The sequence below is a fragment of the Flavobacterium sp. YJ01 genome, assembly GCF_029320955.1.
Taxonomy (GTDB): Bacteria; Bacteroidota; Bacteroidia; order Flavobacteriales; family Flavobacteriaceae; genus Flavobacterium.
The window spans coordinates 2,349,771-2,374,071 of record NZ_CP119757.1 but is presented as its reverse complement, the minus strand read 5'-3'; the positions used below and the strand labels follow the sequence as shown (position 1 = coordinate 2,374,071).

Sequence of the window (24,301 nt, the reverse complement as noted above, 5' to 3'; positions counted from 1 at the left end):
GATGGCTGTCTGTTTGGATAGCCATTTTTGTTTAATTTTTTATGCTCAAATGCTGTTTTAAGTGATAAAAAAATAAAATTTTTCCATGAAATGATTAATTTTATGACATAAAATTAAAATCTATGAAAAACAAAATGATTCTGGTTTTACTTGCATCTGGAGCATTGACTTTTGCGCAGGCAGTTAAAAAACCATTAGTTTCTGCCATAACAGATAAAGATCTTAGAACAGATATGTATCAAATGGCTGGTGACCATTTTAATGGTCGAGAAGCAGGAACTTTAGATGAACTAAAAGTTTCAATGTGGTTGGAAAATAAAGCTAAAGAAGCCGGAATGGCTCCAGCGGGTGATGATGGAACGTATTTCCAGTTTTTTGATTTGTATAGACATCAAGTTACGCCAAATTCAAAATTCAAAATTGGACAAAAAGAATACAAATTATGGAAAGATGTTTTGGTTGCAGAAACGACTAATATAAAAGTTGAAGGTTCGTTAGTGTATTTGGGTGCGGCAACTAAAGAAGAAATTGATAAAGCTGATTTAAAAGGAAAAGCAGTTGTTTTACTAGCATCAAAAGAAGGAATTGCAGATGATATTTCGTTATTTGACAGACGCTATCCAGGTTTGGTAAGAAATAAATATTATGATCTTGTTGTTAAAAAAGGTGCTGTGGCACTTATTATGGTTGCAGATGAATTGGCAGAACAAAGTTGGTCTCAAGTAGAACCGCAAATGACAAGAGGAATTTATGGAATTGAAGGATTTCGTGATAAAATTGGTGCAACAATGCCTGTTTTTTGGGTGCACGGAAATCAGCTAGAATATTTAAAATCGACTAAAGATGTTTTATCGGCAGAAGTAGTTTCTGAAACCTATAAATATCCTTCAGTAAATGTTGTCGGAACAATTACTGGAACTGATGCAAAACTAAAAAATGAATACGTTCTTTTCAGCGGACACCAAGATCATGATGGAGTACGCCAAAAATACGGACAAGATTCTATCTATAATGGAGCAGACGATAACGCCAGTACATGTGTTGCTATGTTAGCGATTGCAAGAGCTTATAAAAAACAGCCTGGAAAAAGAACATCGTTATTTGTATTTCATGGTTCAGAAGAACGTGGTTTGTTAGGTTCAAGATGGTATGCATCGCATCCGACTGTTCCTGAAAAAGATATCATAGCGGTTTTAAATGGCGATATGATTGGAAGAAACAATGTAAATCAAGCTGCTTTATTAGGTTCGAGTTCGCCACACGAAAATTCATCTGATTTAGTGGCAGTTGCCAAAAGAGCTAATGACGAAGGTCCGAAATTTGATTTGGATAAACTTTGGGACAGACCAGAACATCCAGAATATTTTTACTTCCGTTCTGACCATTTACCGTATGCAAGAAAAGGAATTCCTGCAGTTTTCTTTACCAGTGTGCTGCATAGTCAATACCATACTCCAATGGATGAATCTGAAAATATTGATTTCGTGAAACTGCACAAAATGACCGAATGGATTTACAGAACAGGTTGGATTTTATCAAACGATGCTAACCGTCCTAAAACATTGCCAAATGTGCAATTGGAAAGATAAAGCTTTATTTAAGACGCGGATGAAACGGATTTACTTCGTAAAGACGCGAATTAAATCGGATTTTTAAAATTACAATCAAATTTAATTGTATATAAAAAAAAGGCTCTCTAATATTTTAGAGAGCCTTTTTTTATGCTTTTCAGGTTATAAATAAAGAAAAAATCCGTTTAAATCCACGTTTTCGCAATAGCGAATCCGTTTCATCTGCGTTGCATTCACATAAATAAGTAAAAATAAAAAAGGCTGTTCAATATAATAGACAGCCTTTTTTGTATGTAAATGTTTCAGATCGAATTACAATCCAAATGCAGCTTTTACTTGGTCAACAAAATCAAGTTTTTCCCATGTAAACAATTCAACAGTAACTGTTTTTTCGTTTCCGCCTGGAGCAGAGAAAGTTTTAGTTACCGTTTCTGGTTTACGTCCCATGTGTCCGTAAGCAGCAGTTTCGCTATAAATTGGGTTTCTTAATTTTAAACGTTGTTCGATAAAATAAGGACGCATATCGAAGATAGCTTCTACTTTTTTAGCGATTTCACCGTTAGTTAAATTTACTTTAGAAGTTCCGTAAGTTTCAATGAAGATTCCCATTGGTTCAGCAACTCCAATTGCGTAAGAAACCTGAACTAAGATTTCGTCAGCAACACCAGCAGCAACTAAGTTTTTAGCAATATGACGCGTTGCATAAGCAGCACTTCTATCAACTTTACTTGGATCTTTTCCAGAGAATGCACCACCACCGTGAGCACCTTTTCCTCCGTAAGTATCAACGATAATTTTTCTTCCTGTTAAACCAGTATCTCCGTGAGGACCTCCAATAACGAATTTTCCTGTTGGGTTAATATGGTAGTTGATTTTATCGTTAAATAAATGAGCATGCTCAGGGTTTTTAGCGATAATTCTTGGAATCAAGATTTCGATAATATCTTTTTTGATTTTAGCCAACATTGCAGCTTCTTCATCAAAATCATCATGTTGAGTTGAGATAACAATCGCGTCAATACGAGTTGGTTTGTTATCATCGCTATATTCTAAAGTTACTTGAGATTTAGCATCTGGACGTAAATAAGTGATTTCTTTATTCTCGCGTCTTAAAATAGCTAACTCTTGTAATAATTTATGAGATAAATCAAGAGCCAACGGCATGAAGTTTTCAGTTTCGTTTGTCGCGTAACCAAACATCATTCCTTGATCTCCAGCTCCTTGCTCTTCTGGCTTTGCTCTGTCTACTCCCTGATTAATATCAGCAGATTGTTCGTGAATAGCTGAAAGAATCCCGCAAGAATTTGCTTCAAACATATACTCGCTTTTAGTATATCCAATTTTACGGATTACTTCGCGCGCAATTTGCTGTACATCTAAATAAGTATTAGACTTTACTTCACCAGCCAGAATTACCTGACCTGTAGTAACTAAAGTTTCACATGCTACTTTTGAGTCAGCATCAAATGCCAAAAAGTTGTCAATTAATGCATCCGAAATTTGATCTGCAACTTTGTCTGGATGCCCTTCACTAACAGATTCTGACGTAAATAAATAAGCCATAATAATGTATTAAATTTAAAATTAATCGAGAAAAATAATTGCTAAAAAGGGCTAAAGGAGAGTTCCTGCTTTAGCATTTTTTACTACTGAAAGGAATTTTTCAGCATTCATAACGAAATCATTTCATTATGAAGAGGTTGCAATCAGTTCAAATTTTTCCTCTGTTTCGGGTGCAAAGGTATAAAACCATTTTGATTTGCAAATTAAAGTTCAACTTTTTTTATTTTTTATAGGAGAAATTTAACAATAGCATATTAATTTGATAGGGTAATGGAAAATAATTTGGTTTTTATTTGGTGGTTTCAAAAAAAGTTCTCAAATTTGCCTTATTAAACAAAAAGAAAATGAATTTAGTAGCTAAAAATATGTGTTGCATGATGTCGGAATTATCCGCAGAGTAACTCTATTGTTTAGTAACTAAGTCTACAAATACAATAAAAACCTCTGCCAAACAGCAGAGGTTTTTTTATGTAATCAAAAAAAGTAAAAGAATAAGAAATGAAAAATTCAACAGTAAATAAAATGATGATGTGTTGTAAGATGCCAATGTGTATCCAAAGTTGCTGTTGCCAAAAGTGAAAGATCGAATCTTTGTTATAGTTTCAACTATAAGCCCTTTTGGTAAGCCATCCGAAAGGGCTTTTTTTTATTTCAATCTCTTAAAAATTTAAACCATGAAAACATTAGATATAAATACAATCGCATTTCAATATTTGTTAAGAAATAATTCTTTAAATAATAATTCTGAAGAAGCAGCAGAAGCTGAAAAATATAATCCTGAACAGCGTATTAAAACTCAAAAATCATTGCTGTTTCATTTGTATGACCTTGAAGAAGAAGCAGAAAATCTTTTTGCTTAAATCAAATTCAATTACAATTTCAAAAATCAATTACAATATAAACGTATTAACAATACCTAAAAAACTAAGAAATCATGAGCACACAAAAATTTGCAACAAACGCACTACACGCAGGACACGACGTTACAAAAAATGGATCAACTATAGCCGTGCCTATTTATCAAACATCTTCATATGTATTTAATAATGCCGATCATGCGGCCAATTTATTTGGTCTTGCCGAAGCAGGATTTATTTATACGAGATTAAATAATCCAACAAATGATGTTTTAGAACAAAGACTTGCTGCGCTTGAAGGCGGAATTGGAGCTGTAGTAACGGCTTCTGGAGCGTCGGCAATTTCTACAACTTTGTTGACTTTGCTAAAAGCTGGAGATCATATTGTTGCATCAAACAGTTTATATGGCGGAACTTATAACTTATTGAAAGTTACTCTGCCAAGATTAGGAATTACAACAACATTTGTAGATCCTTCAAAACCAGAAAATTTCACCAAAGCAGCTAAAGAAAATACTAGAGCTTTTTTTGTTGAATCTCTTGGAAACCCAAAATTAGACGTTTTGGATTTAAAAGCAATCTCGGCAGAAGCCAAAGCATTCAAAGTGCCATTTATAGTAGATAATACAGTTGCGACACCTTATTTATTAAACCCAATTAAATATGGTGCCGATATTGTAATTCATTCCTTAACTAAATATATCGCAGGAAACGGAACTTCGTTAGGAGGCGTTATCATCGATGCGGGTAATTTTGATTGGTCAAACGGAAAATTCCCAGAATTTACCGAACCATCTGCTGGATATCACGGATTGGTTTATCACGAAGCTTTAGGAAATGCTGCTTTTATTGCAAAAGCTCGAATAGAAGGTTTGCGTGATTTCGGTTCTGCTTTGAGTCCGTTTAATGCTTTTCAAATTATTCAGGGATTAGAAACACTTCCAATCCGAATCAAGAAACATAGTGAGAATGCTTTGGCTTTGGCCGAATGGTTGGAGAAACAAGATGAGGTGGTTTGGGTAAATTATCCAGGTTTAAAATCAAGTAAATACAATGATTTAGCTAAAGAATACTTGCCAGAAGGTCAAAGCGGAATTATCACTTTTGGATTAAAAGGCGGTTTTGATGCGGCAAAAAAAGTAGTAGACGAAACTAAATTATTCTCATTATTAGCAAATATTGGAGACACAAAATCATTAATTATTCATCCTGCAAGTACTACGCATCAGCAATTAACAGAAGCAGAACAAGCTGAAACTGGAGTTTCTAAAGATTTGATTCGTTTGTCTGTCGGAATTGAAGATATAGAAGATTTGATTGCAGATCTTCAAGCTGTTTTTCAAAGTGTTGCACTTTCTCAATACAGCATAAATAAAAACTAGGTTTTTTTGTTTTTTGTTTGAAAGATTGCCTTTAGTCAATGTGCTAAAGGTAATTTTTTGTGAAAAGCATTATTATAAAAATTAAACCATATAAGTGATATAAGTTCATTTTAGTAAAGACGCATACAACACGTTTAAACTTTTAAATAAAAATATTTTAAATGAACTTATATCACTTGTATGGTTAAAAAACAAAAATTATGTCAAAGCTTAAAATAAACATTATCCTTTTTGGAATTGGAAATATCGGAAGTACTTTGATTAATCAGATAATCGAAAGTCAGGAGTTTTTTCTGGAAAGTAAAAATGTCGATTTTCATTTTCCGATTATTACCAATTCGACAGTTGCTTTTTTTGAAAAAGAAGGAGTTGGTTATTCTTGGGAAACCAATTTTAGACAATTGGCTGTTCCTTTTAAAGTCGAAGATGTTATTGAATTTGCCAAAGAAAACGAATTTGAAAATCTTATTGCTGTAGACGCAACCGCTAGTGACGAATTGGTGAAACATTATAAAACTCTGATCGAAAACGGATTTAATATTGTAGCAGTAAATAAAAAAGCAAATACGTTACCAATAGATCTGTATAAAGACTTGCGAGTAAATCTCAAAAAGCATGACAAAGAGTTTTTGTATGAAACTTCGGTCGATACTGGCATTCCAGTTTTGCAAACTTTAAGAGATTTGTATTATTCGGGAGAAAAAATCACCAAAATTCGAGGTGTATTCTCAGATAATTTGAGTTATGTTTTTAATCGTTTTTCATCAGAAGATGTGACATTCTCTTCTGTCTTAAAAGATGCGAGTCTTTTAGGTTTAATGAAATCTACTTTTAAAGAAGATTTGTCTGGAAATGATACCGCTAGGAAACTCTTGATTCTTGCCCGAGAAATTGGAAAAGATTTTGAGTTTTCAGATATTAAAATTAGACCTTTTATTACAGAACAGCATCTCGAAAAGAATGGCGTACTAAATAAAGATGCGGTCGATAAAGCATTCAAAATTGCCAAAATTACTCAGGCAGAAAATCATGTTTTAAGATATGTTGGCGAATTTGATGTCGAAAGCGGCAATTTAGAAGTCAAATTGATTTCTGAGCCCATAGATTCTGCTATCGGACAATTGAAAGGTTCGGATACTATTTTTGAAATTTATACAAAATCGTACGCTAATGTTCCGATTGTAATTCAAAGCGCACCGCCGTGTAAACAAGCTATTTCGAGGGGAATTATAAGTGATATTTTGAAAATTGCCGAAAAAATTAGAAATAAAGAAGCGGTCTGGCTGTAATTTTTTTTAAAAGTAGGAAAGAAAAAGTTTAAAGTTCTTTGATAAGCTGATTTGTCAAGCGAAATTAGTGAGAAAAGTCAATATTTTTGTAGGTTTTTTACTCTGTTTGTTTTTGTAAGACGGTATTTGTCGTAAAAAAACACAATTTTAACGAATTTTGTAATTAAATTCTTGATTTTCATTTGTGTAATAAAAAAAATAGTTGCATATTTGTTATACCCAAAAACTACTAGAAATCAAATGAACTTAAAAGTCAACAAAATGTTTTGTGCCATTTCGGTTATTACCGAGGCTGGGTTGTCTATTGCTTAAAAATTGTAAGAAAACACAATATATAGTAAAAGCCTCCCGAAAAATTTTGGGAGGCTTTTTAATTTTACACAAATGCAGAATTTAAAAATAAAATATAAATCACAGATGAATAAATCCTTACAGGTGAACAATAAGATGTTTACTGTCGCGCTTATTTGCGTGCTGGTCTGTTGATACTAAAAAGTATAAATGAGTTTAAAAACTTAAACCCTTTTGGTATCTAAGAATCCAAAAGGGTTTTTTTATTCTTTTAAACGATTTAACACAAACATAAACGAGAAATAAAGATTATAAAACGCAAACTGAACTAAAACTTAATATCATGAGCACATTGAACTACTTAGCAGAAAAAATTTCAAATTTGAAAAACAGAAGGACAAGAAAAAATAATCCGCCGCTGCCAACAAACGAATTGGCTCACCCAAGATTCGGAATTACGGAAGAAGGAAAAAGTACAACGAAAAAAGTACCAAATTCTTTATTGTTTTTAATGTATTCAAAAGAGAATGAAACGCTTTTTATCTAAACAGAAAAGCGACATAAACTAGGTTAAAACCTGCTTAATTTTACTGGGCATTTATGTTCGGTAAATTTTTGCGTATAATAGTTTTTGCTAAAGTAAGACTCAGAAATTTAACAAACACTTTTAGATAAAATTTGTTTGTTTAAGAAAATAGTAGTTAATTTGCACCATTAAGTTCAAAAACGTATTGAAATGTTATAAAGAAAGGACGAGGGATTAGACCCGATGAATCCTTAGCAACCCTTCGGTAAAACGAAGAAGGTGCTACATTCTACCACGCCCAACGTGGAAAGATAACAACAAGAATTTTTTCTAGTTTACTCTAGTTTTTTCTTTCTAATATTTCCATAATACAAATCAGATAATACAACAGATTTGAAATTGGAAAATATACCAAACCCTATTATAATTCAAGATTTCATCACAGAAAGTGGTGCAACTTATCATTCTATACCTTTACATTTTACGCTGGCAGGGCAATCTTTGCACAGCGCGCCTATTGTTTTGGTTAATCATGCCCTAACGGGAAACGCTGAAGTTACTGGTGAGAATGGTTGGTGGAATAATTTAATTGGCGAAGGTAAAACGATAGATACTTCTGTTTATACCATTTTAGCTTTTGATGTTCCAGGAAACGGAACAAATTCTTTTTTAATCGAAAATTATCTTGATTTTACAGCTAGAGATGTAGCTAGAATTTTTGTTGAAGGAATTAAAGCTTTACAAATTGAAAAACTTTTTGCCATTATCGGAGGTTCTGTTGGCGGCGGAATTGCATGGGAAATTTTAGCTTTAGAACCAAACATCACAGAAAATCTTATTCCGATTGCGAGCGACTGGAAATCTACAGACTGGCTTATTGCAAACTGTTTTCTGCAAGAACAAATCTTGAATAATTCTTCAAAACCAATTGAAGATGCCAGAATTCATGCGATGCTTTGTTACCGTTCGCCAGAATCATTCAAAGAGAAATTTCAGCGTACCGTTAACCAAGATCTTTTGATTTTTAATATCGAAAGCTGGCTCGCACATCACGGGAAAAAACTACAGCAAAGATTTCAATTGTCTTCTTATAAATTAATGAATCAGTTGCTTAAAACAATTGATATTACTAGAAATAGTGAAAGTTTTGAAAACTTATTGTCCAAAACAAAAGCTTCAATTCATATTGTAGGAATCAATTCTGACTTATTTTTTACGGCCAAAGAAAATGTCGAAACCTACGAAGAATTAAAGAAATTTAAAGACAATGTTTTCTACAGCGAAATTGTTTCGGTTCACGGACATGACGCTTTTTTAATCGAGTACAAACAATTAGATCATTTACTTGCCGACATTTTTAAGGCAGAAACAATAAAGAAATAAAATGAAAGTATTAAAATTTGGAGGTAAATCGTTAGCAAACGGAGAAGGACTTAACAAAGTTGTTTCTATCATTTCTGATAAAGTAAGTCAAGGTGAAAAAATTGCCGTTGTAGTTTCTGCACGCGGAAATGCTACTGACGAATTAGAATTTATCTTAAGCATTGCTGCTAAAAACGGCAGTTACAAAGAATTATTAGAAAATTTCAAAAAATATCAAATATCAGATTATCCACAAGTTGATTTGTCTGAAGAATTTAATGTCTTAGATAAACTTTTTGAAGGAGTAAGCTTAATTGGGGATTACAGCAAAAAAATCAAAGATCAGATTTTGTCAAAAGGAGAATTGCTTTCGGCTAAATTATTGACAGCGATTTTGTTAGAAAAAGGAATTCCAGCAAACTTTGTTGATACAAGAGAATTGTTGAAAACCGATTCTAAATTTGGTGATGCGCAGCCTTTAGAGCAGCTTTCTAAGAAAAATGTAGTTAATTATTTCAAAACACATAACGGCGAAACGGTTAATATAGTTACAGGCTTCATTGGTTCCAACAACAACAACGACACAACTACTTTAGGTAGAAATGGCAGTAACTATACCGCTTCGTTAATCGCTAATTATTTGAATGCTGAAGAATTACAAAACTTCACGCACGTAGACGGAATTTACACGGCAAATCCAGATTTAGTTGCTGATGCTAAGAAAATTGAATATTTGTCATTCAATGAAGCAAATGAGCTGGCAAATTTTGGAGCGACAATTTTGCATGCTAAAACGATCATTCCTTTGTTGGAAAAGAATATTCCGCTTCGTATTTTAAATACTTTCAACCACGAAAATCGCGGAACTTTAATCACTTCAGATTCTTCAAAAGAAGGAATTAAAACGCTTTCTGTTTTAGAAAATGTCTCTCTTGTAAATCTTGAAGGACGTGGATTACTTGGAAAAGCCGGAGTTGATGCTCGAATTTTTAAAGTAATGGGAGATCACAATATCAGTGTGAGCATTATTTCGCAAGGTTCTTCAGAAAGAGGAATCGGATTGGTTGTGGCAACTGATAAAGCAACAACCGCTGTAGTGGAATTAGAAAAAGAATTCGAAAATGACTTTTATTCTAAAGACGTAAATCAGATTACGGTAACAGACAATGTATCTGTAATTTCGATTATTGGTCAGGATTTGAGCACTTTCCACAAGCCATATACAGCTTTAATCAAAAATAAAATTGTTCCAATTTTGTTCAACAACACTGTAACAGGTAAAAACGTGAGTTTAGTTGTTAAAAAAGAAGAACTAAACAAAGCCTTGAACGTTATTCACGGAGAGATTTTTGGAGTTTCTAAAAAGATCAACATTGCAATTTTTGGTCACGGATTAGTGGGCGGAACTTTAATCAATCAGATTTTAGAATCGGCTGCGGCAATCGAAAAACGTAAAGACATTAAGCTGAATGTTTTCGCTATAGCGAATTCTAAAAAACTGCTTTTAAACAAATACGGTGTTAATGGCAATTGGAAAAATGAAATTGAAACCAAAGGCGAAGCTTACACTATTAAAGATATTATTGCTTACGCGAATGAACATCATTTAGAAAACTTAATTGCGATTGATAATACTGCAAGTGCAACTTTTGTTGAAAACTATATTCCGCTTGTAGAAAACAGTTTCGATTTGATTTCTTCGAATAAAGTAGCGAATACATTAAGCTATGGTTTTTATAAAGAATTGAGAAGCGCTTTAGAAGAAAACCAAAAGAATTATTTATATGAAACTAACGTTGGTGCAGGTTTACCATTAATTGACACGATTAAATTATTGCACCTTTCAGGAGAAAATATCACAAAAATTAAAGGAGTTTTCTCAGGAACATTAAGTTATTTATTCAATAATTTCTCTGCGAAAGATGCGCCTTTCAGCGAAATCTTGCAAGAAGCAATTGACAACGGATACACAGAACCAGATCCGCGTGAAGATTTATGCGGAAATGATGTTGGTAGAAAATTATTGATTTTGGCAAGAGAATTAGATTTACAAAATGAGTTTGAAGAAATCTCAATTCAGAATTTAATTCCAGAGCACTTGCGTGAAGGAAGCGCTACCGATTTCTTGACTAAACTGAAAGAATTTGATCCAATTTATGCTAAAATAAAAGCAGATCAACAGCCAAATCACGTTTTAAGATATATCGGTGAATTGTCTGGAGATTTGCAAAATGATAAAGGAAATCTAGAAGTAAAACTAGTTTCAGTGCCAAAAGATACTGCGTTAGGCGGATTAAAAGGTTCTGATTCTTTCTTCGAAATTTACACAGAATCTTACGGAGATCGTCCAATAGTTATTCAAGGAGCTGGTGCAGGTTCTGCGGTAACAGCAAGAGGAGTTTTTGGAGATATTTTGAGATTGTCTGATAAAGGGTAATTGATTTTAGATTGCAGATTTTAGAGTTTAGATTTAAGATTTGTAAGCCTAGTTTGTCATTTCGACGAAGGAGAAATCTCCGCAAGTAGCTCGACAAAGTGATGTCAATCTTTGTCGATTTATCAACGAAGATTTCTCCTTCGTCGAAATGACAAGATTGAGGAAATCGAATAAAAAAACAAAAAAAATAACAACACAATGAAAGTAACTTTAAACAGAGTAAATGACGCATTTCATTTTAAAGTAAAAAATGAACGCGGACACATAGTTGACGTTGACAGCAGAGCCGAATTTGGCGGAAGCGATTTAGGTGCAAGTCCAATGGAATTAGTATTAATGGGAGTTGCTGGTTGCAGCGCTATCGATATGATTTCAATCTTAAAAAAACAGCGTCAGGAAATCACTTCTTTTAACGCTGAGGTTGAAGGAACGAGAGTTCAAATTGAAGAAGCAAAACCTTTTAAAGAAATCGATGTGGTTTTTTATTTAGAAGGAGAAATCAATCCAGAAAAAGCAAAAAAAGCGGCACAGCTTTCTTTTGAGAAATACTGTTCGGTTGCCAAAACAGTTGAGCCAACAGCAACAATTAAATACAAAGTTGTCTTGAACAACGAAGCTTTGTAAATTAGATAATTAGTCAATTAGAGGAATTAGATAATTTCTTTAGACAGTTTGAACTTTAGGTTTAGTGATAACTTGAAACATTAAACCTGAAACTTCAAACAAAAAACAAAAAAAAACACAATGAATACAGAAGAATTTGGTTTTGAAACACAAGCCATCAGAACACATTTAGAAAAAACACAATTTCAGGAACATTCAACGCCTTTGTACTTATCTTCAAGTTTTATATTTGAAGATGCAGAGGATATGAGAGCTTCTTTTACAGAAGAAAAAGTTCGTAATATTTATTCTCGTTTCAGTAATCCAAATACAACTGAATTTGTTGACAAAGTTTGCGCAATGGAAGGTGCAGAAGCAGGTTATGCTTTCGCAACAGGAATGGCTGCAATCTATTCTACTTTTGCTGCATTGTTGGATTCTGGTGATCACATTGTATCTGCAGGAAGCGTTTTTGGATCAACTCATGCGTTATTCATGACTTATTTTCCAAAATGGAATATTGAAACGACCTATTTTGATATCAATAAGCCAGAAACAATTGAAAGTTTTATTCAACCAAATACTAAAATTTTATACGCAGAAACACCAACAAATCCTGGAGTTGACGTAATTGATTTGGAATTATTAGGAGCGATTGCAAAAAAACACAATCTGATTTTAATAATTGATAACTGTTTTGCTACGCCATATATTCAGCAGCCTATTAAATACGGAGCTCATATTGTGGTGCATTCTGCAACAAAGTTAATTGATGGTCAAGGTCGTGTTTTAGGAGGAGTTGCAGTTGGAGAAGCAGAACTGATTCGTAAAATTTATTTGTTTTCAAGAAATACAGGACCAGCAATGTCACCATTTAATGCGTGGGTTTTGTCAAAAAGTTTAGAAACTTTGGCTGTTCGTGTAGATAAACATTGTGAAAATGCTTTAAAAGTGGCAGAATTTTTAGAAAGTCACCCGAATGTTGAAAGTGTGAAATATCCATTCTTGAAATCACATCCAAAATATGAAATTGCCAAAAAACAAATGCGTTTAGGCGGAAACATTATTGCAATCGAAATTAAAGGTGGTCTTGAAGCAGGAAGGAAATTTTTAGATAAAATTAAATTATGTTCTCTTTCTGCAAATATTGGCGATGTAAAAACCATTGTTACACATCCAGCTTCTACAACACATAGTAAATTATCTGAAGAAGATCAATTAGCAGTTGGAATCACACAAGGTCTTGTTCGTGTTTCTGTTGGTTTAGAAACTGTTGAAGATGTAATTGCAGATTTAAAACAAGCACTTTCTTAATTTTAGATTTTAGACTTAAGATTTTAGATTTTCAATTTCTAATATATAAAGACGATTTTTGATAGCAAACATTTCTATCAAAAATCGTCTTTTTTATTCTTTCTTGTGTAAAAAGCCTATTTTTGTACGTCTAGAAAAAAATAAAAGAAGTAATTTGATAGAATTAGTAGAATTTAACTTTATTCTTTTGTGATAGTTCGAACAAAAAGCATATTTTTGTTCTTTAATAATTTGTAGAAGTTTAATAATCATTACAACTACATTCTAAAACATAAAGATGCTTTCAAAAAAGACAAAATACGGAATCAAAGCTTTGACTTATTTAGCTAGACGCGAAAATAATGAACCAGTTCAGATTGCCGAAATTGCGAAAAGCGAACATATTTCGATAAAATTTTTAGAAAGTATTTTGCTTCTGTTGAGAAACTCAGGATTTCTTGGAGCAAAAAAAGGAAAAGGCGGTGGTTATTATCTAATAAAAGATCCGAAAGATATCAGTATGGCAAAAGTCTACAGAATTCTGGAAGGACCAATTGCATTGTTGCCATGTGCAAGTCATAATTTCTACGAAAGATGCGACGACTGCGATGATGAAGCGACTTGTGCGGCGCGCCGTTTAATGACCGAAGTTCGTGATAATACACTTAAAATATTAGAAAGTAACTCTTTGGCAGATATCGCTTTTTAATTTTTCACCATATAAGTAATGTAAGTTCATTTAAAAAAGCTGTAGATAAGTCTAAAATGAAATTACATTACTTATATGTTTTAAAAACTTGTCTAGAATATCAATTTATATCCAGCTAAGAAAAGCATCACAGCAATAGCATTTCTAAGAAACTGATCAGGTACTTTTCCGCTTAACATACTTCCCATGTATATTCCAGGAAGCGAACCCATTAATAATTGTCCTAATAAGCCTAAATCTAAATTTCCCATTGTTGCATGTCCAATTCCAGCAACTAAGGTTAAAGGAACAGCGTGTGCAATTTCGGTTCCAACCAAACGAGGAGTTGGTAATAATGGATATAGGAAAAATAAAGTTACAGTTCCTAAAGCGCCAGCTCCAATAGAAGTCAAGGTTACGGTTGCGCCTAATAAAACTCCAATTCCAATTGTAAGAGCGTTTTGTGTTGCGCTTTCAGTATGAAATTTATCTCCTGCATGTTTTTGAGAGAACTTTAAAATTTTATTTTTGAATATAATAGCAATAGAGGTAAATAGCAATGCCCAACCTAAACTGTATTTAATAACGCCATTTATGGTTTCAATATCCGTTTTAATACTGTTTAAAATCCACAAAGTCAGTAAAGAAGCAGGAACGCTGCCAAGAGTTAGCCAACCTGTAATTTTCCAGTTAATGTTTCCTTTTTTATTGTGAACAAAAACACCTCCGGCTTTGGTAAAAGCGGCATAAAGTAAATCTGTTCCTACTGCAGTTGTTGGCGGAATATTGAAATATAATAAAATTGGAGTCATTAAAGAACCGCCGCCAACTCCAGTCAATCCCACAATAAAACCAACTACTAATCCTGCGATTACAAGACCTATTTGAAAATCCATAAATAAAAAATTTGGGCTAAAATACAATATTTTTATAATAATCCTATCGATTTTATAGAGATTAGAAAATCTATTTAAAAACCAAATTTTTTTGTTGTATAAATTGTTGAAATATCTTGTAATACATCATTATTTGTGAAATTATACTGCATAATTCTTAAAACTCTCTTTTAGAACCTAATAAAAGGTTAATTGAGGGCGTAAAAAAATAATAATATTGCTTTGTAATTTAGAAATAAGTAGTATTTTTGCAAAGTAATCTACTAACCCGATAGGGTAATAGATTTTTAAAACAAATTTAAGCTTGTTAACATGGAGAAAGAACTGAATATAAATAATACGGCCTCTTTTAAAGAGAAGCTTTGGATTGGAATTCCTGTTGTTTTACTAGTAGGTTTGTTATTCACTTTGATATATAATCATCACGCTGAATTTTCCTGGGACGGATTTGTAGCAGGATTCAATCAGGAATTTTTAGTGTTTTTTGCCATCGGAGTTTTTGCTCAATTGGTTGATGGAACTTTAGGAATGGGTTATGGAGCGACTTCAACTTCATTTTTATTGGCTTATGGAGTTCCGCCAGTTGTGAGCAGTACAGCAGTTCACGTGTCGGAAATGTTTACAACAGGAGCGTCGGCACTTTCTCACCATCGTTTCGGAAACATCAATAAAAAACTGGTAAAGCATTTATTGATCCCTGGAGTTTTAGGATCTATTACAGGAGCTTATCTATTGTCTGATGTAATTGACGGTGATGTAATTAAGCCATTTATTGCTGTTTATATGATTGTTTTAGCGGCTATCATTATTAGAAAAGCGTTAAAAAAGAATATTGTAAAAAAGAAAACTAAAAAGTTAAGTGCACTTGCAGTTTTCGGAGGATTTATGGATTCTGTTGGCGGCGGTGGCTGGGGACCAATTGTAACTTCAACATTATTAGGAAGAGGTAGAAATCCGAGATATACTATTGGTTCTGTAAATGCAGCTGAGTTTGCAATTTCGTTTGCTAGCGGTATAACTTTTATGCTTTTTGGAGGAATCATTGGCTGGCAAGTAATCATCGGATTGATTTTAGGAGGAGTTATTTCAGCGCCATTAGCAGCATTTTTGGTAAATAAAATCAAAAGAAAACCAATGATGGTTGCGGTTGGAGTTCTAATTATATTATTGAGTTTAAAAACATTATCTAAATTATTATAATTCTTTAGATACGGAGAAAAGATATTATGAGTGCGATTATTGTACAAGAATTATTAGAGAAAACTGCAGCTCTTTCGCTTGACGAAACCTTAGTTTTTTTAGCAAAAGAATTTCCGGGAAAAGTAATTTTTTCGACATCTTTCGGTCAGGAAGATCAGGTAATTACAGATTTCATTGCCAAAAGCAACACAGACATTACGGTGTTTACTTTAGATACAGGAAGATTGTTTCAGGAAACTTACGATGTTTTTCATAAAACATTAAAAAAATACAAAAGACCAATCGAGGTTTATTTTCCGGAAGCTGCTTCAGTAGAAAATCTTCTGAAAACAAAAGGACCAAACAGCTTTTACGATTCGGTTGAAAACAGAAAAGAATGCTGTTTTATTCGAAAAGTGGTTCCGTTAAGAAAAGCTTTAGCGGGAAATTCAGTTTGGATTACTGGTTTAAGAGCAGAACAATCAGAAAACAGACACGATTTAAGTTTGTTTGAATATGATGGAAACTTCGAAATCATAAAATTCAATCCGTTATTAAAATGGACTTTAGAAGAAGTTGAAACGTATTTGTCTGAAAACAATGTTCCTCAAAATGTATTGCACAAACAAGGTTTCGTAAGTATTGGTTGCGCACCTTGTACAAGAGCAATTTTCCCAGGTGAAGATATCAGAGCCGGAAGATGGTGGTGGGAATCAAGTCATAAAGAGTGTGGTTTGCATAATGCTAAGAAAGAGTAGACTTTTTGGAAGAAAGAAGCAAGAGGTAAGACTTTTTTAGAGAATAGAAAATAGATTATAGAATAAAGAGTGGAGATTTTTAGATCAGGCAACTTGAAACTTTAAACTTTAAACCTGAAACAAAATTTTCCACAACAAAATATCAAACAAAAAAACAATGAGTTCAGTATTAAAAACAAACGCTTTAGAGAGTGAAGCGATATACATTTTCAGAGAAGTAATTTCACAGTTTGACAAACCGGTTTTACTTTTCTCAGGAGGAAAAGATTCTATCACATTAGTGCGTTTGGCGCAAAAAGCATTTTTCCCTGCTAAGATTCCGTTTCCTCTATTACACGTTGATACGGGACACAATTTCCCTGAAACAATTGCTTTCAGAGATAAATTGGTAGAAGAATTAGGTTTAGAGTTGATCGTTCGTAATGTTCAGGATGCTATTGATGAAGGAAAAGTAGTTGAAGAAACTGGAAAATATTCAAGTCGTAACAGCTTGCAGACTACAACACTTTTAGATGCAATTGAAGAATTTAAGTTTGATGCTTGTATTGGTGGAGCGCGTCGTGATGAAGAAAAAGCAAGAGCTAAAGAACGTATTTTTTCTGTTCGTGATGATTTCGGACAATGGGACGAAAAAAATCAAAGACCAGAGTTGTTTGATATTTTAAATGGAAAAATTGAAAATGGTCAAAACGTTCGTGTTTTCCCAATTTCAAACTGGACAGAATTAGATGTTTGGAGTTATATCGAGAAAGAAAAAATCGAGATTCCGTCAATCTATTTCTCACATAAAAGAAAAGTTTTTTTGAGAGACGGTTTAATCTGGTCGCATTCTCCTTTTGTGTACCAAGAAGAAGACGAACAAATCGAAGAAAGAATTGTTCGCTTCAGAACCGTTGGAGATATGAGCTGTACAGCAGCTGTTGAATCTTACGCAGCAACAATCGAAGAGGTAGTTGGAGAAATCAGATCATCAACCATTTCAGAAAGAGGAGCCAGAATCGATGACAAACGTTCTGAAGCTGCAATGGAAAAGAGAAAACAACAAGGATACTTTTAAGTTGTTGGTTGATAGTTTTTAGTTGATAGCTGAAAACTTCAATAATTACAACAATAACAAAAAAAAGCAGATTAAATATTTTGATGGTTTTAGTTGATGTTTTAGAAAAACCAACAACCATAAACCAACAACCAACAACATAAAAAGAATGGAAGTTTTAAAAATAGCAACAGCAGGAAGTGTAGATGACGGAAAAAGTACTTTGATCGGGAGATTATTGTACGATACAAAATCATTGACGACTGATAAAATAGAAGCAATCGAAAAAAGCAGTAAACAAAAAGGATACGATTATCTTGATTTTTCTTTGGCAACTGACGGTTTAGTAGCTGAGAGAGAACAAGGAATCACAATTGATGTTGCGCATATTTATTTTTCGACTGCAAAGAAAAGTTACATTATTGCCGATACTCCAGGGCACGTAGAATATACAAGAAACATGGTTACAGGAGCTTCGACTTCTCAGGTTTCCATCATTTTGATCGATGCTAGAAAAGGAGTTATCGAGCAAACATACCGTCACTTTTTCATTAATAATTTATTGAGAGTAAAAGAAGTAATCGTTGCCATCAACAAAATGGATTTAGTTGATTATTCTGAAGAAGTTTTCAATAAAATCAAAGCTGATTTTCAGGCATTAAATGCAAAAAGCACATTCAAAGAGCAAAACGTAAGCTACATTCCTTTAAGTGCAATCAATGGCGGAAACGTGGTTGATAAATCAGAAAATATGCCTTGGTACGATGGACAAACTGTTTTAGAACATTTAGAAGGATTACATTCTCATGATGTTTACGAAGCAGGAAAAGCGCGTTTCCCAGTTCAGACAGTTATTCGTCCGAAAACAGAAGAATACCATGATTTTAGAGGTTATGCAGGGAAATTATACGGAAACTCAATTAAAGTCGGAGATGCTGTAACAGTTCTTCCTTCTTTAACAGAGTCAAAAGTATCTAAAATTCACTTTTTCGATAAAACATTTGATGAAGCCGTTGCGGGTTCTTCGATTACAATCGAATTAGAAAATGATATCAATGTTACGAGAGGTGATATGATTGTAAAATCAAGCGAGCTTCCAAAAATTGAAAAAGACATTACCACAACAGTTTGCTGGATGGACAGTAAAAAATTGGTTCCAGGAACTAAATATTTAGTACAACACAATACAAACAGAGTTTTAGCAAAAGTAGAAAGCATTAAAAATACAATTGCTACAGATTACTCAGGAACGACAGAAGCTTCACAATTAGCAATCAACGAAATTGGAGAAGTAACGATCAAATTAAGCAAACCGTTATATTTTGATTCATACAATGAAAACAAATCAAACGGAGCTTTTATCTTAATTGATACAGCAACAAACACAACAGCAGGAGTAGGATTTATTAGGTAGTTTCACTGCTGTAAGCAATAAGCTATAGGCTTTAAGCTTTTAGCAAAAACGTATAAAAGGCTCGCAAGAAAGCTTATAGCTTATTGCCTAAAGCCAAAAGCAAGAAAAACACAAAGTTTAAAAAGCTTAGAGCCTAAAGCTTAAAGCCTAAAGCGAAAAAGAGAAATGGAAAGTTTTAGAACAGAAATAGAAAATCCGGTAGTTCAGAAGGAGATTATCGAATTAGAAAAAAAGATTCATTTATTCCGTGGAGGAAAAATTGATGATGAGCGTTTTCGTAGTCTTCGTTTAGCGCGTGGAATTTATGGGCAACGTCAGGAAGGCGTTCAAATGATTCGTATCAAATTGCCTTATGGTAAAGTGACCAGCGAGCAATTGGTGCGTATTACTCAGGTTTCTGATGAATATTCTACAGGACGTTTGCACATTACAACGCGTCAGGATATCCAGATTCACTATGTGAGTTTAGACAGAACACCAGAACTTTGGGCAGATTTGGCTAAAGACGATATTACGCTTCGTGAAGCTTGCGGAAACACAGTTAGAAATATTACAGGAAGCGAATTGGCTGGTGTCGATGTAAACGAACCATTTGATGTTTCGCCATACGCACACGGACTTTTTCAATATTTGTTAAGAAATCCAATCTGTCAGGAAATGGGGCGTAAATTCAAAATTTCGTTCTCTTCTTCAGACGAAGATACTGCTTTGAGTTACTTGCACGATTTAGGATTTATTCCGAAAATTAAAGACGGACAAAAAGGTTTCAAAATCATGTTTGGTGGAGGTTTAGGATCTCAGCCAGCACACGCCGAATTACTTTCGGAATTCGTTCCGGTAAACGAAATCATTCCAACAGCAGAAGGAATTATACGTATTTTCGACAGATACGGAGAACGTGCAAAAAGAATGAAAGCGCGTATGAAATTCTTAATCAAAGAAATGGGAAGAGATGTTTTCCTTGATTTGGTTGAACAAGAGAAAAAAGCCATCGCTTTTGAAACATACGAAATTGATACAACAGCTTTTGATGGTCCAATTCCAGAACCAGTATTAGAAGTTCCGCAAGTTACAATCGAAGATACTGCAGCATATGAAGCGTGGAAAAAATCGAATGTTATCAAACAGAAACAAGACGGTTATTATGCTATCGGGATCAAAGTTTTATTAGGAGATTTTTATACGGATAAAGCAAGATTGTTAGCCGATTTAATTAAGAATTACGGAGCAAATGAATTGCGTTTTTCATTGCGTCAAAATATTGTAATACGTCACATAAAAGAAGAGAATTTACCTTTCTTTTATCAAGAATTAGCCAAATTGGATTTTGTTCAATTAGGATATAATTCAGTTGGAGATATTACGGCATGTCCGGGTACTGATACTTGTAATTTGGGGATTGCAAGCAGTACAGGTATTGCCGAAGAATTAGAAAGAGTTTTAAGTGCAGAATATCCACAATATTTAAACAATCGCGAAATCGAAATTAAAATTTCAGGTTGTATGAATGCCTGCGGACAACATAATATGTCTGCAATTGGATTCCAAGGAATGTCTATCAACTCAGGAAAACTAGTGGCTCCGGCTTTACAAGTTTTATTGGGAGGAGGAAGATTAGGAAACGGAGCAGGACGTTTTGCTGATAAAGTAATTAAAGTGCCTAGCCGTAGAGGTCCTGATGCGTTGCGTACCATATTAAATGATTTTGATGCCAACGGAAGCGGACAAAAATTCCTAGATTATTATGATACAAAAGGAGAAAAATATTTCTACGAAATCTTAAAACCTTACGCAGATGTAACCAATTTAACAGAAGCTGATTTTGTAGATTGGGGTAATGCAGACAATTACGTAAAAGCAGTTGGAGTTGGAGAATGTGCTGGAGTAGTGATCGATTTAGTGGCGACATTATTGTTTGAAGCTAAAGAAAAATTGATCTTGGCTCAGGAATCTTTCGACGAGAAAAAATGGTCAGATGCAATTTATCATGCTTACGCTGGATTTGTAAATGGTGCAAAAGCATTGTTATTGGCAGAAAACCAAAAAACAAACCACCACGCAGGAATTGTAGATTTGTTTGATACTGTTTTCATTGACACAAATAAAATAGAATTAAACTCAACTTTTAAAGACTTGGTTTACCAAATCAATAAAAATGAACCATCTGAAGCTTTCGCTAAAGATTACATTGCGCAAGCGACTGTTTTCTTTGATAAAATCGAAACTTTCAGAGCACAGGAATTAGCAAATGCATAATATAAAACCCAAAATAACTTTAGTCGGTGCAGGTCCGGGCGATCCCGATTTACTTACGCTAAAAGCTGTAAAAGCATTGGCTGAAGCAAATGTGGTTTTATACGACTCTTTGGCCAACGAAGAGATTCTAGATTATGCACCTAAAAATGCAATTCGGATTTTTGTTGGAAAAAGAATCGGAAATCATGCTTACACGCAAGATCAAATCAATCAATTGATTGTAGATAATGCTTTGACTTACGGAAACGTAGTTCGATTAAAAGGCGGAGATCCATTTATTTTTGGAAGAGGCGGAGAAGAAATTGATTTTGCAGAAAGTTTCGGAATTGAAACAATCGTAGTTCCAGGAATTTCATCAGTAGTTGCCGTTCCAGGAAGTCAGGGAATTTCAATTACAAAAAGAGGAGTTTCAGAAAGCTTTTGGGCAATTACGGGAACAACTTCTGATAGAAAATTATCTTCAGATGTAGCTTTAGCAGCACAATCTTCTGCAACCGTTGTGATTTTGATGGGAATGCACAAATTGTCTCAAATCATCGATTTGTTTCAAAAAGAAGATAAAGGAAATTTACCCGTTGCGATCATTCAAAACGGAACAACAGCAGAAGAAAAAGTTGGAGTTGGAAAAGTTGATTCGATTTTAGAAGTTGTAAAACAAAAAGAATTAGGTTCACCAGCGATTATTGTTTTAGGGGAAGTTGTCCGCGAAAGCCATAAACTAAAAGGATTTTACGAAGAATTTCTATCAAAAGAAATTTCAAGATAAAAACATAGCCTTGGGTTTCAACCCAAGGGAGAAGGAACGATTCATATTGTAGCACTGGATTTTACTCCAGGGAATCGAAAGATTGGAAAACATAGCCCAAGGTTTCAACCTTGGGAACGCATAGTATATAAAATCGGATTTTAATCTGATGAATATTGTAACGTCAGAATTCATTAATTTCGACGAAACAAAAAATTAAAATGGAACAAAACGAATTATATCCAATATTTCTAAAGCTTCACAATTTAAATGTATTAATTGTCGGCGGAGGAAATGTAGGTCTGGAAAAGCTTTCTTTCTTGCTAAAATCAAGTCCGAATGCAAATGTTGAGGTTGTAGCGCCAGATTTTCATTTAGAAATTAAGGTTTTAGCAGAAAAACATCCTTCAATTAAATTGACGGAAAAAAAATTCAAAAAGAAAATGCTCAGAAAGCGTCATATGGTAATTGCCTGTACAGACGATTTGAAAGTAAATAAAAAGGTTTACGATTTGGCGAGAAAACGTTATTTGATATGCAATATTGCTGATACGCCAGATTTATGTGACTACTATTTAGGCGGAATCGTAACAAAAGGAAATGTCAAAATTGCTATTTCTACTAACGGAAAATCACCAACAACAGCAAAGAGATTACGTGAGTTTTTCGAAGAAGTAATTCCTGAAGATATCAATCAAATGGTTGAGAATCTAAATGAATACAGAAAAACCCTAAAAGGCAATTTCGAAGAAAAGGTTAAAAGAATGAATGAGATTACCTCTTCATTAAAAAATAAAGAGTAAAAAAGTTTCGTAAAAGAAATAAATGACAAAAATCATTGAAAGTACAAGGATTTATTCGTTTCTTTGCGTTATTAAGAATGATTATAAACAACAACATAATGATTAAAACAGATATACTTATAATTGGAGCAGGCCCAACAGGTTTATTTGCCGTTTTCGAGGCAGGATTGTTAAAATTAAAATGCCACATTTTAGATGCACTTCCACAACCGGGAGGACAACTATCAGAGTTATATCCAAAAAAGCCAATTTATGATATTCCTGGATTTCCAGAAGTATTAGCCGGAGACTTAGTTGACGGATTAATGGAGCAAATCAAACAATTTGAGCCAGGATTTACTTTAGGAGAACGTGCTGAAACAGTTGAAAAGCAAGAAGACGGAACATTCATTGTAACATCAAACAAAGGAACTAAATTCCATGCGCCAGTTATCGCAATTGCTGGAGGTTTAGGAAGTTTTGAGCCTCGTAAACCACTTATTGAAGATATCGAGTTTTATGAAGATAAAGGAGTAAAATACTTCATCAAAAATCCTGAGAAATTCAGAGACAAAAGAGTTGTTATTGCAGGAGGAGGAGATTCAGCTTTAGACTGGTCAATTTTCTTGGCAAATGTAGCTTCAGAAGTAACTTTGATTCACAGAAGAAACGAGTTCAGAGGAGCTTTAGATTCTGTAGAAAAAGTACAGGAATTAAAATCAGCTGGAAAAATTAAATTAATCACTCCGGCAGAAGTTATCGGAATCAATGGTGCTGAGCATGTTGAGTCATTAGACATCGAAGAAAACGGCGCACACCGTAAAATCGACTGTGACTATTTCATTCCACTTTTCGGATTAACACCAAAATTAGGTCCAATTGGAGACTGGGGATTAGAAATCGAGAAAAATGCCATTAAAGTAAACAATGCATTAGATTACCAAACTAACATTCCGGGAATCTTCGCAATTGGAGACGTAAACACATATCCAGGAAAATTAAAGTTAATCCTTTGCGGATTCCACGAAGCAACTTTAATGTGCCAAGCCGCTTACGGAATCATCAATCCAGGAAAAAAATACGTATTGAAATATACAACAGTTTCAGGAGTAGATGGTTTCGACGGAACTCGTAAAGAAGCTCCAAAAGCAGTTGTGAAAGCAATTGTTTAATCTGAGGTGCTGAGGTTCTAAGGGACTAAGACGCTAAGGTTTTTTTATATAGAAAGCTCAAACTTTTAGTTTGAGCTTTTTCTTTTTAAAATGTAATGACTTAATCTATATCTTTAATCAAAAATTTATTTAAGGAGTAAATGAGAAACATAATAATTCTGATCTTGGTTTTTTTGAGTTTTGTAATGGGATGCCAAAAAA

At 33.8% G+C, this 24,301-nt stretch carries 20 protein-coding genes and 1 riboswitch; of the genes, 18 read left to right on the top strand and 2 right to left on the bottom strand.

Going from position 1 to position 24,301, the window contains the following annotated elements:
- The first annotated feature begins 122 nt into the window (after positions 1 to 122).
- Entirely contained in the window at positions 123 to 1,589 is a 1,467-nt protein-coding gene (locus P0R33_RS10365; protein WP_276175362.1) for a M28 family peptidase, read from the top strand.
- A gap of 294 nt (positions 1,590 to 1,883) precedes the next feature.
- Here P0R33_RS10365 and metK read toward each other — a convergent pair whose 3' ends face one another.
- Positions 1,884 to 3,134 (bottom strand): methionine adenosyltransferase, encoded by a 1,251-nt coding sequence (gene metK, locus P0R33_RS10360; protein WP_057117586.1) that lies wholly within the window; start codon positions 3,132 to 3,134, stop codon positions 1,884 to 1,886.
- A 674-nt stretch (positions 3,135 to 3,808) separates the two neighbouring features.
- Between metK and P0R33_RS10355 the strand changes: the two genes are divergently transcribed.
- The 9 genes from P0R33_RS10355 to P0R33_RS10315 all read left to right on the top strand — a co-directional run bounded on the left by P0R33_RS10355 (position 3,809) and on the right by P0R33_RS10315 (position 13,883).
- On the top strand, positions 3,809 to 3,994 hold the full coding sequence (locus P0R33_RS10355) for a hypothetical protein (RefSeq protein WP_276175361.1): 186 nt from the start codon (positions 3,809 to 3,811) through the stop codon (positions 3,992 to 3,994).
- A 74-nt stretch (positions 3,995 to 4,068) separates the two neighbouring features.
- Positions 4,069 to 5,373 carry an O-acetylhomoserine aminocarboxypropyltransferase/cysteine synthase family protein gene (locus P0R33_RS10350; RefSeq protein ID WP_276175360.1) on the top strand — a complete coding sequence of 435 codons (1,305 nt, stop codon included), beginning with the start codon at positions 4,069 to 4,071 and terminating at the stop codon, positions 5,371 to 5,373.
- Between the two features lie 200 nt (positions 5,374 to 5,573).
- Positions 5,574 to 6,662, top strand: coding sequence for an aspartate kinase (locus P0R33_RS10345; RefSeq protein WP_276175359.1), 1,089 nt, complete (start codon positions 5,574 to 5,576; stop codon positions 6,660 to 6,662).
- A gap of 634 nt (positions 6,663 to 7,296) precedes the next feature.
- The gene (locus P0R33_RS10340) at positions 7,297 to 7,500 is read left to right on the top strand and encodes a hypothetical protein (RefSeq protein ID WP_276175358.1); all 204 of its coding nucleotides are present in this window, start codon (positions 7,297 to 7,299) and stop codon (positions 7,498 to 7,500) included.
- A gap of 189 nt (positions 7,501 to 7,689) precedes the next feature.
- Positions 7,690 to 7,797: riboswitch (SAM riboswitch) on the top strand.
- 81 nt (positions 7,798 to 7,878) lie between these two features.
- The gene (locus tag P0R33_RS10335; protein WP_276175357.1) at positions 7,879 to 8,862 is read left to right on the top strand and encodes an alpha/beta fold hydrolase; all 984 of its coding nucleotides are present in this window, start codon (positions 7,879 to 7,881) and stop codon (positions 8,860 to 8,862) included.
- Position 8,863: 1 nt separating this feature from the next.
- Positions 8,864 to 11,278 carry a bifunctional aspartate kinase/homoserine dehydrogenase I gene (gene thrA / locus P0R33_RS10330; RefSeq protein ID WP_276175356.1) on the top strand — a complete coding sequence of 805 codons (2,415 nt, stop codon included), beginning with the start codon at positions 8,864 to 8,866 and terminating at the stop codon, positions 11,276 to 11,278.
- A 198-nt stretch (positions 11,279 to 11,476) separates the two neighbouring features.
- Positions 11,477 to 11,902, top strand: coding sequence for an OsmC family protein (locus tag P0R33_RS10325; RefSeq protein ID WP_073408333.1), 426 nt, complete (start codon positions 11,477 to 11,479; stop codon positions 11,900 to 11,902).
- Positions 11,903 to 12,022: 120 nt separating this feature from the next.
- On the top strand, positions 12,023 to 13,195 hold the full coding sequence (locus tag P0R33_RS10320; protein ID WP_276175355.1) for an aminotransferase class I/II-fold pyridoxal phosphate-dependent enzyme: 1,173 nt from the start codon (positions 12,023 to 12,025) through the stop codon (positions 13,193 to 13,195).
- A 277-nt stretch (positions 13,196 to 13,472) separates the two neighbouring features.
- Positions 13,473 to 13,883 carry an Rrf2 family transcriptional regulator gene (locus P0R33_RS10315; protein WP_109191652.1) on the top strand — a complete coding sequence of 137 codons (411 nt, stop codon included), beginning with the start codon at positions 13,473 to 13,475 and terminating at the stop codon, positions 13,881 to 13,883.
- 92 nt (positions 13,884 to 13,975) lie between these two features.
- On the opposite strand, the gene P0R33_RS10310 is transcribed toward P0R33_RS10315, so the two are convergent.
- Positions 13,976 to 14,758, bottom strand: a complete 783-nt coding sequence (locus P0R33_RS10310; RefSeq protein WP_276175354.1) for a sulfite exporter TauE/SafE family protein — start codon at positions 14,756 to 14,758, stop codon at positions 13,976 to 13,978.
- Positions 14,759 to 15,070: 312 nt separating this feature from the next.
- Here P0R33_RS10310 and P0R33_RS10305 point away from each other — a divergent pair, with 312 nt between their 5' ends.
- The 8 genes from P0R33_RS10305 to P0R33_RS10270 all read left to right on the top strand — a co-directional run bounded on the left by P0R33_RS10305 (position 15,071) and on the right by P0R33_RS10270 (position 24,100).
- Positions 15,071 to 15,958 carry a sulfite exporter TauE/SafE family protein gene (locus P0R33_RS10305; RefSeq protein WP_276175353.1) on the top strand — a complete coding sequence of 296 codons (888 nt, stop codon included), beginning with the start codon at positions 15,071 to 15,073 and terminating at the stop codon, positions 15,956 to 15,958.
- Positions 15,959 to 15,984: 26 nt separating this feature from the next.
- Positions 15,985 to 16,695, top strand: a complete 711-nt coding sequence (locus P0R33_RS10300; RefSeq protein ID WP_276175352.1) for a phosphoadenylyl-sulfate reductase — start codon at positions 15,985 to 15,987, stop codon at positions 16,693 to 16,695.
- Positions 16,696 to 16,852: 157 nt separating this feature from the next.
- Entirely contained in the window at positions 16,853 to 17,752 is a 900-nt protein-coding gene (gene cysD / locus P0R33_RS10295; protein WP_008466601.1) for a sulfate adenylyltransferase subunit CysD, read from the top strand.
- A 148-nt stretch (positions 17,753 to 17,900) separates the two neighbouring features.
- Positions 17,901 to 19,145 carry a GTP-binding protein gene (locus P0R33_RS10290; RefSeq protein ID WP_276175351.1) on the top strand — a complete coding sequence of 415 codons (1,245 nt, stop codon included), beginning with the start codon at positions 17,901 to 17,903 and terminating at the stop codon, positions 19,143 to 19,145.
- 165 nt (positions 19,146 to 19,310) lie between these two features.
- Complete coding sequence (locus tag P0R33_RS10285) at positions 19,311 to 21,401, top strand: HEPN domain-containing protein (RefSeq protein ID WP_276175350.1); 2,091 nt, start codon at positions 19,311 to 19,313, stop codon at positions 21,399 to 21,401.
- A complete protein-coding gene (gene cobA, locus P0R33_RS10280) occupies positions 21,394 to 22,167 on the top strand; it encodes a uroporphyrinogen-III C-methyltransferase (RefSeq protein WP_276175349.1) in 774 nt (257 codons plus the stop codon). Before P0R33_RS10285 ends, cobA begins: the two co-directional genes overlap by 8 nt.
- A gap of 200 nt (positions 22,168 to 22,367) precedes the next feature.
- Positions 22,368 to 22,949 carry a bifunctional precorrin-2 dehydrogenase/sirohydrochlorin ferrochelatase gene (locus tag P0R33_RS10275; protein WP_276175348.1) on the top strand — a complete coding sequence of 194 codons (582 nt, stop codon included), beginning with the start codon at positions 22,368 to 22,370 and terminating at the stop codon, positions 22,947 to 22,949.
- Positions 22,950 to 23,047: 98 nt separating this feature from the next.
- Positions 23,048 to 24,100 (top strand): NAD(P)/FAD-dependent oxidoreductase, encoded by a 1,053-nt coding sequence (locus P0R33_RS10270; protein WP_274252254.1) that lies wholly within the window; start codon positions 23,048 to 23,050, stop codon positions 24,098 to 24,100.
- Positions 24,101 to 24,301: the final 201 nt, after the last annotated feature.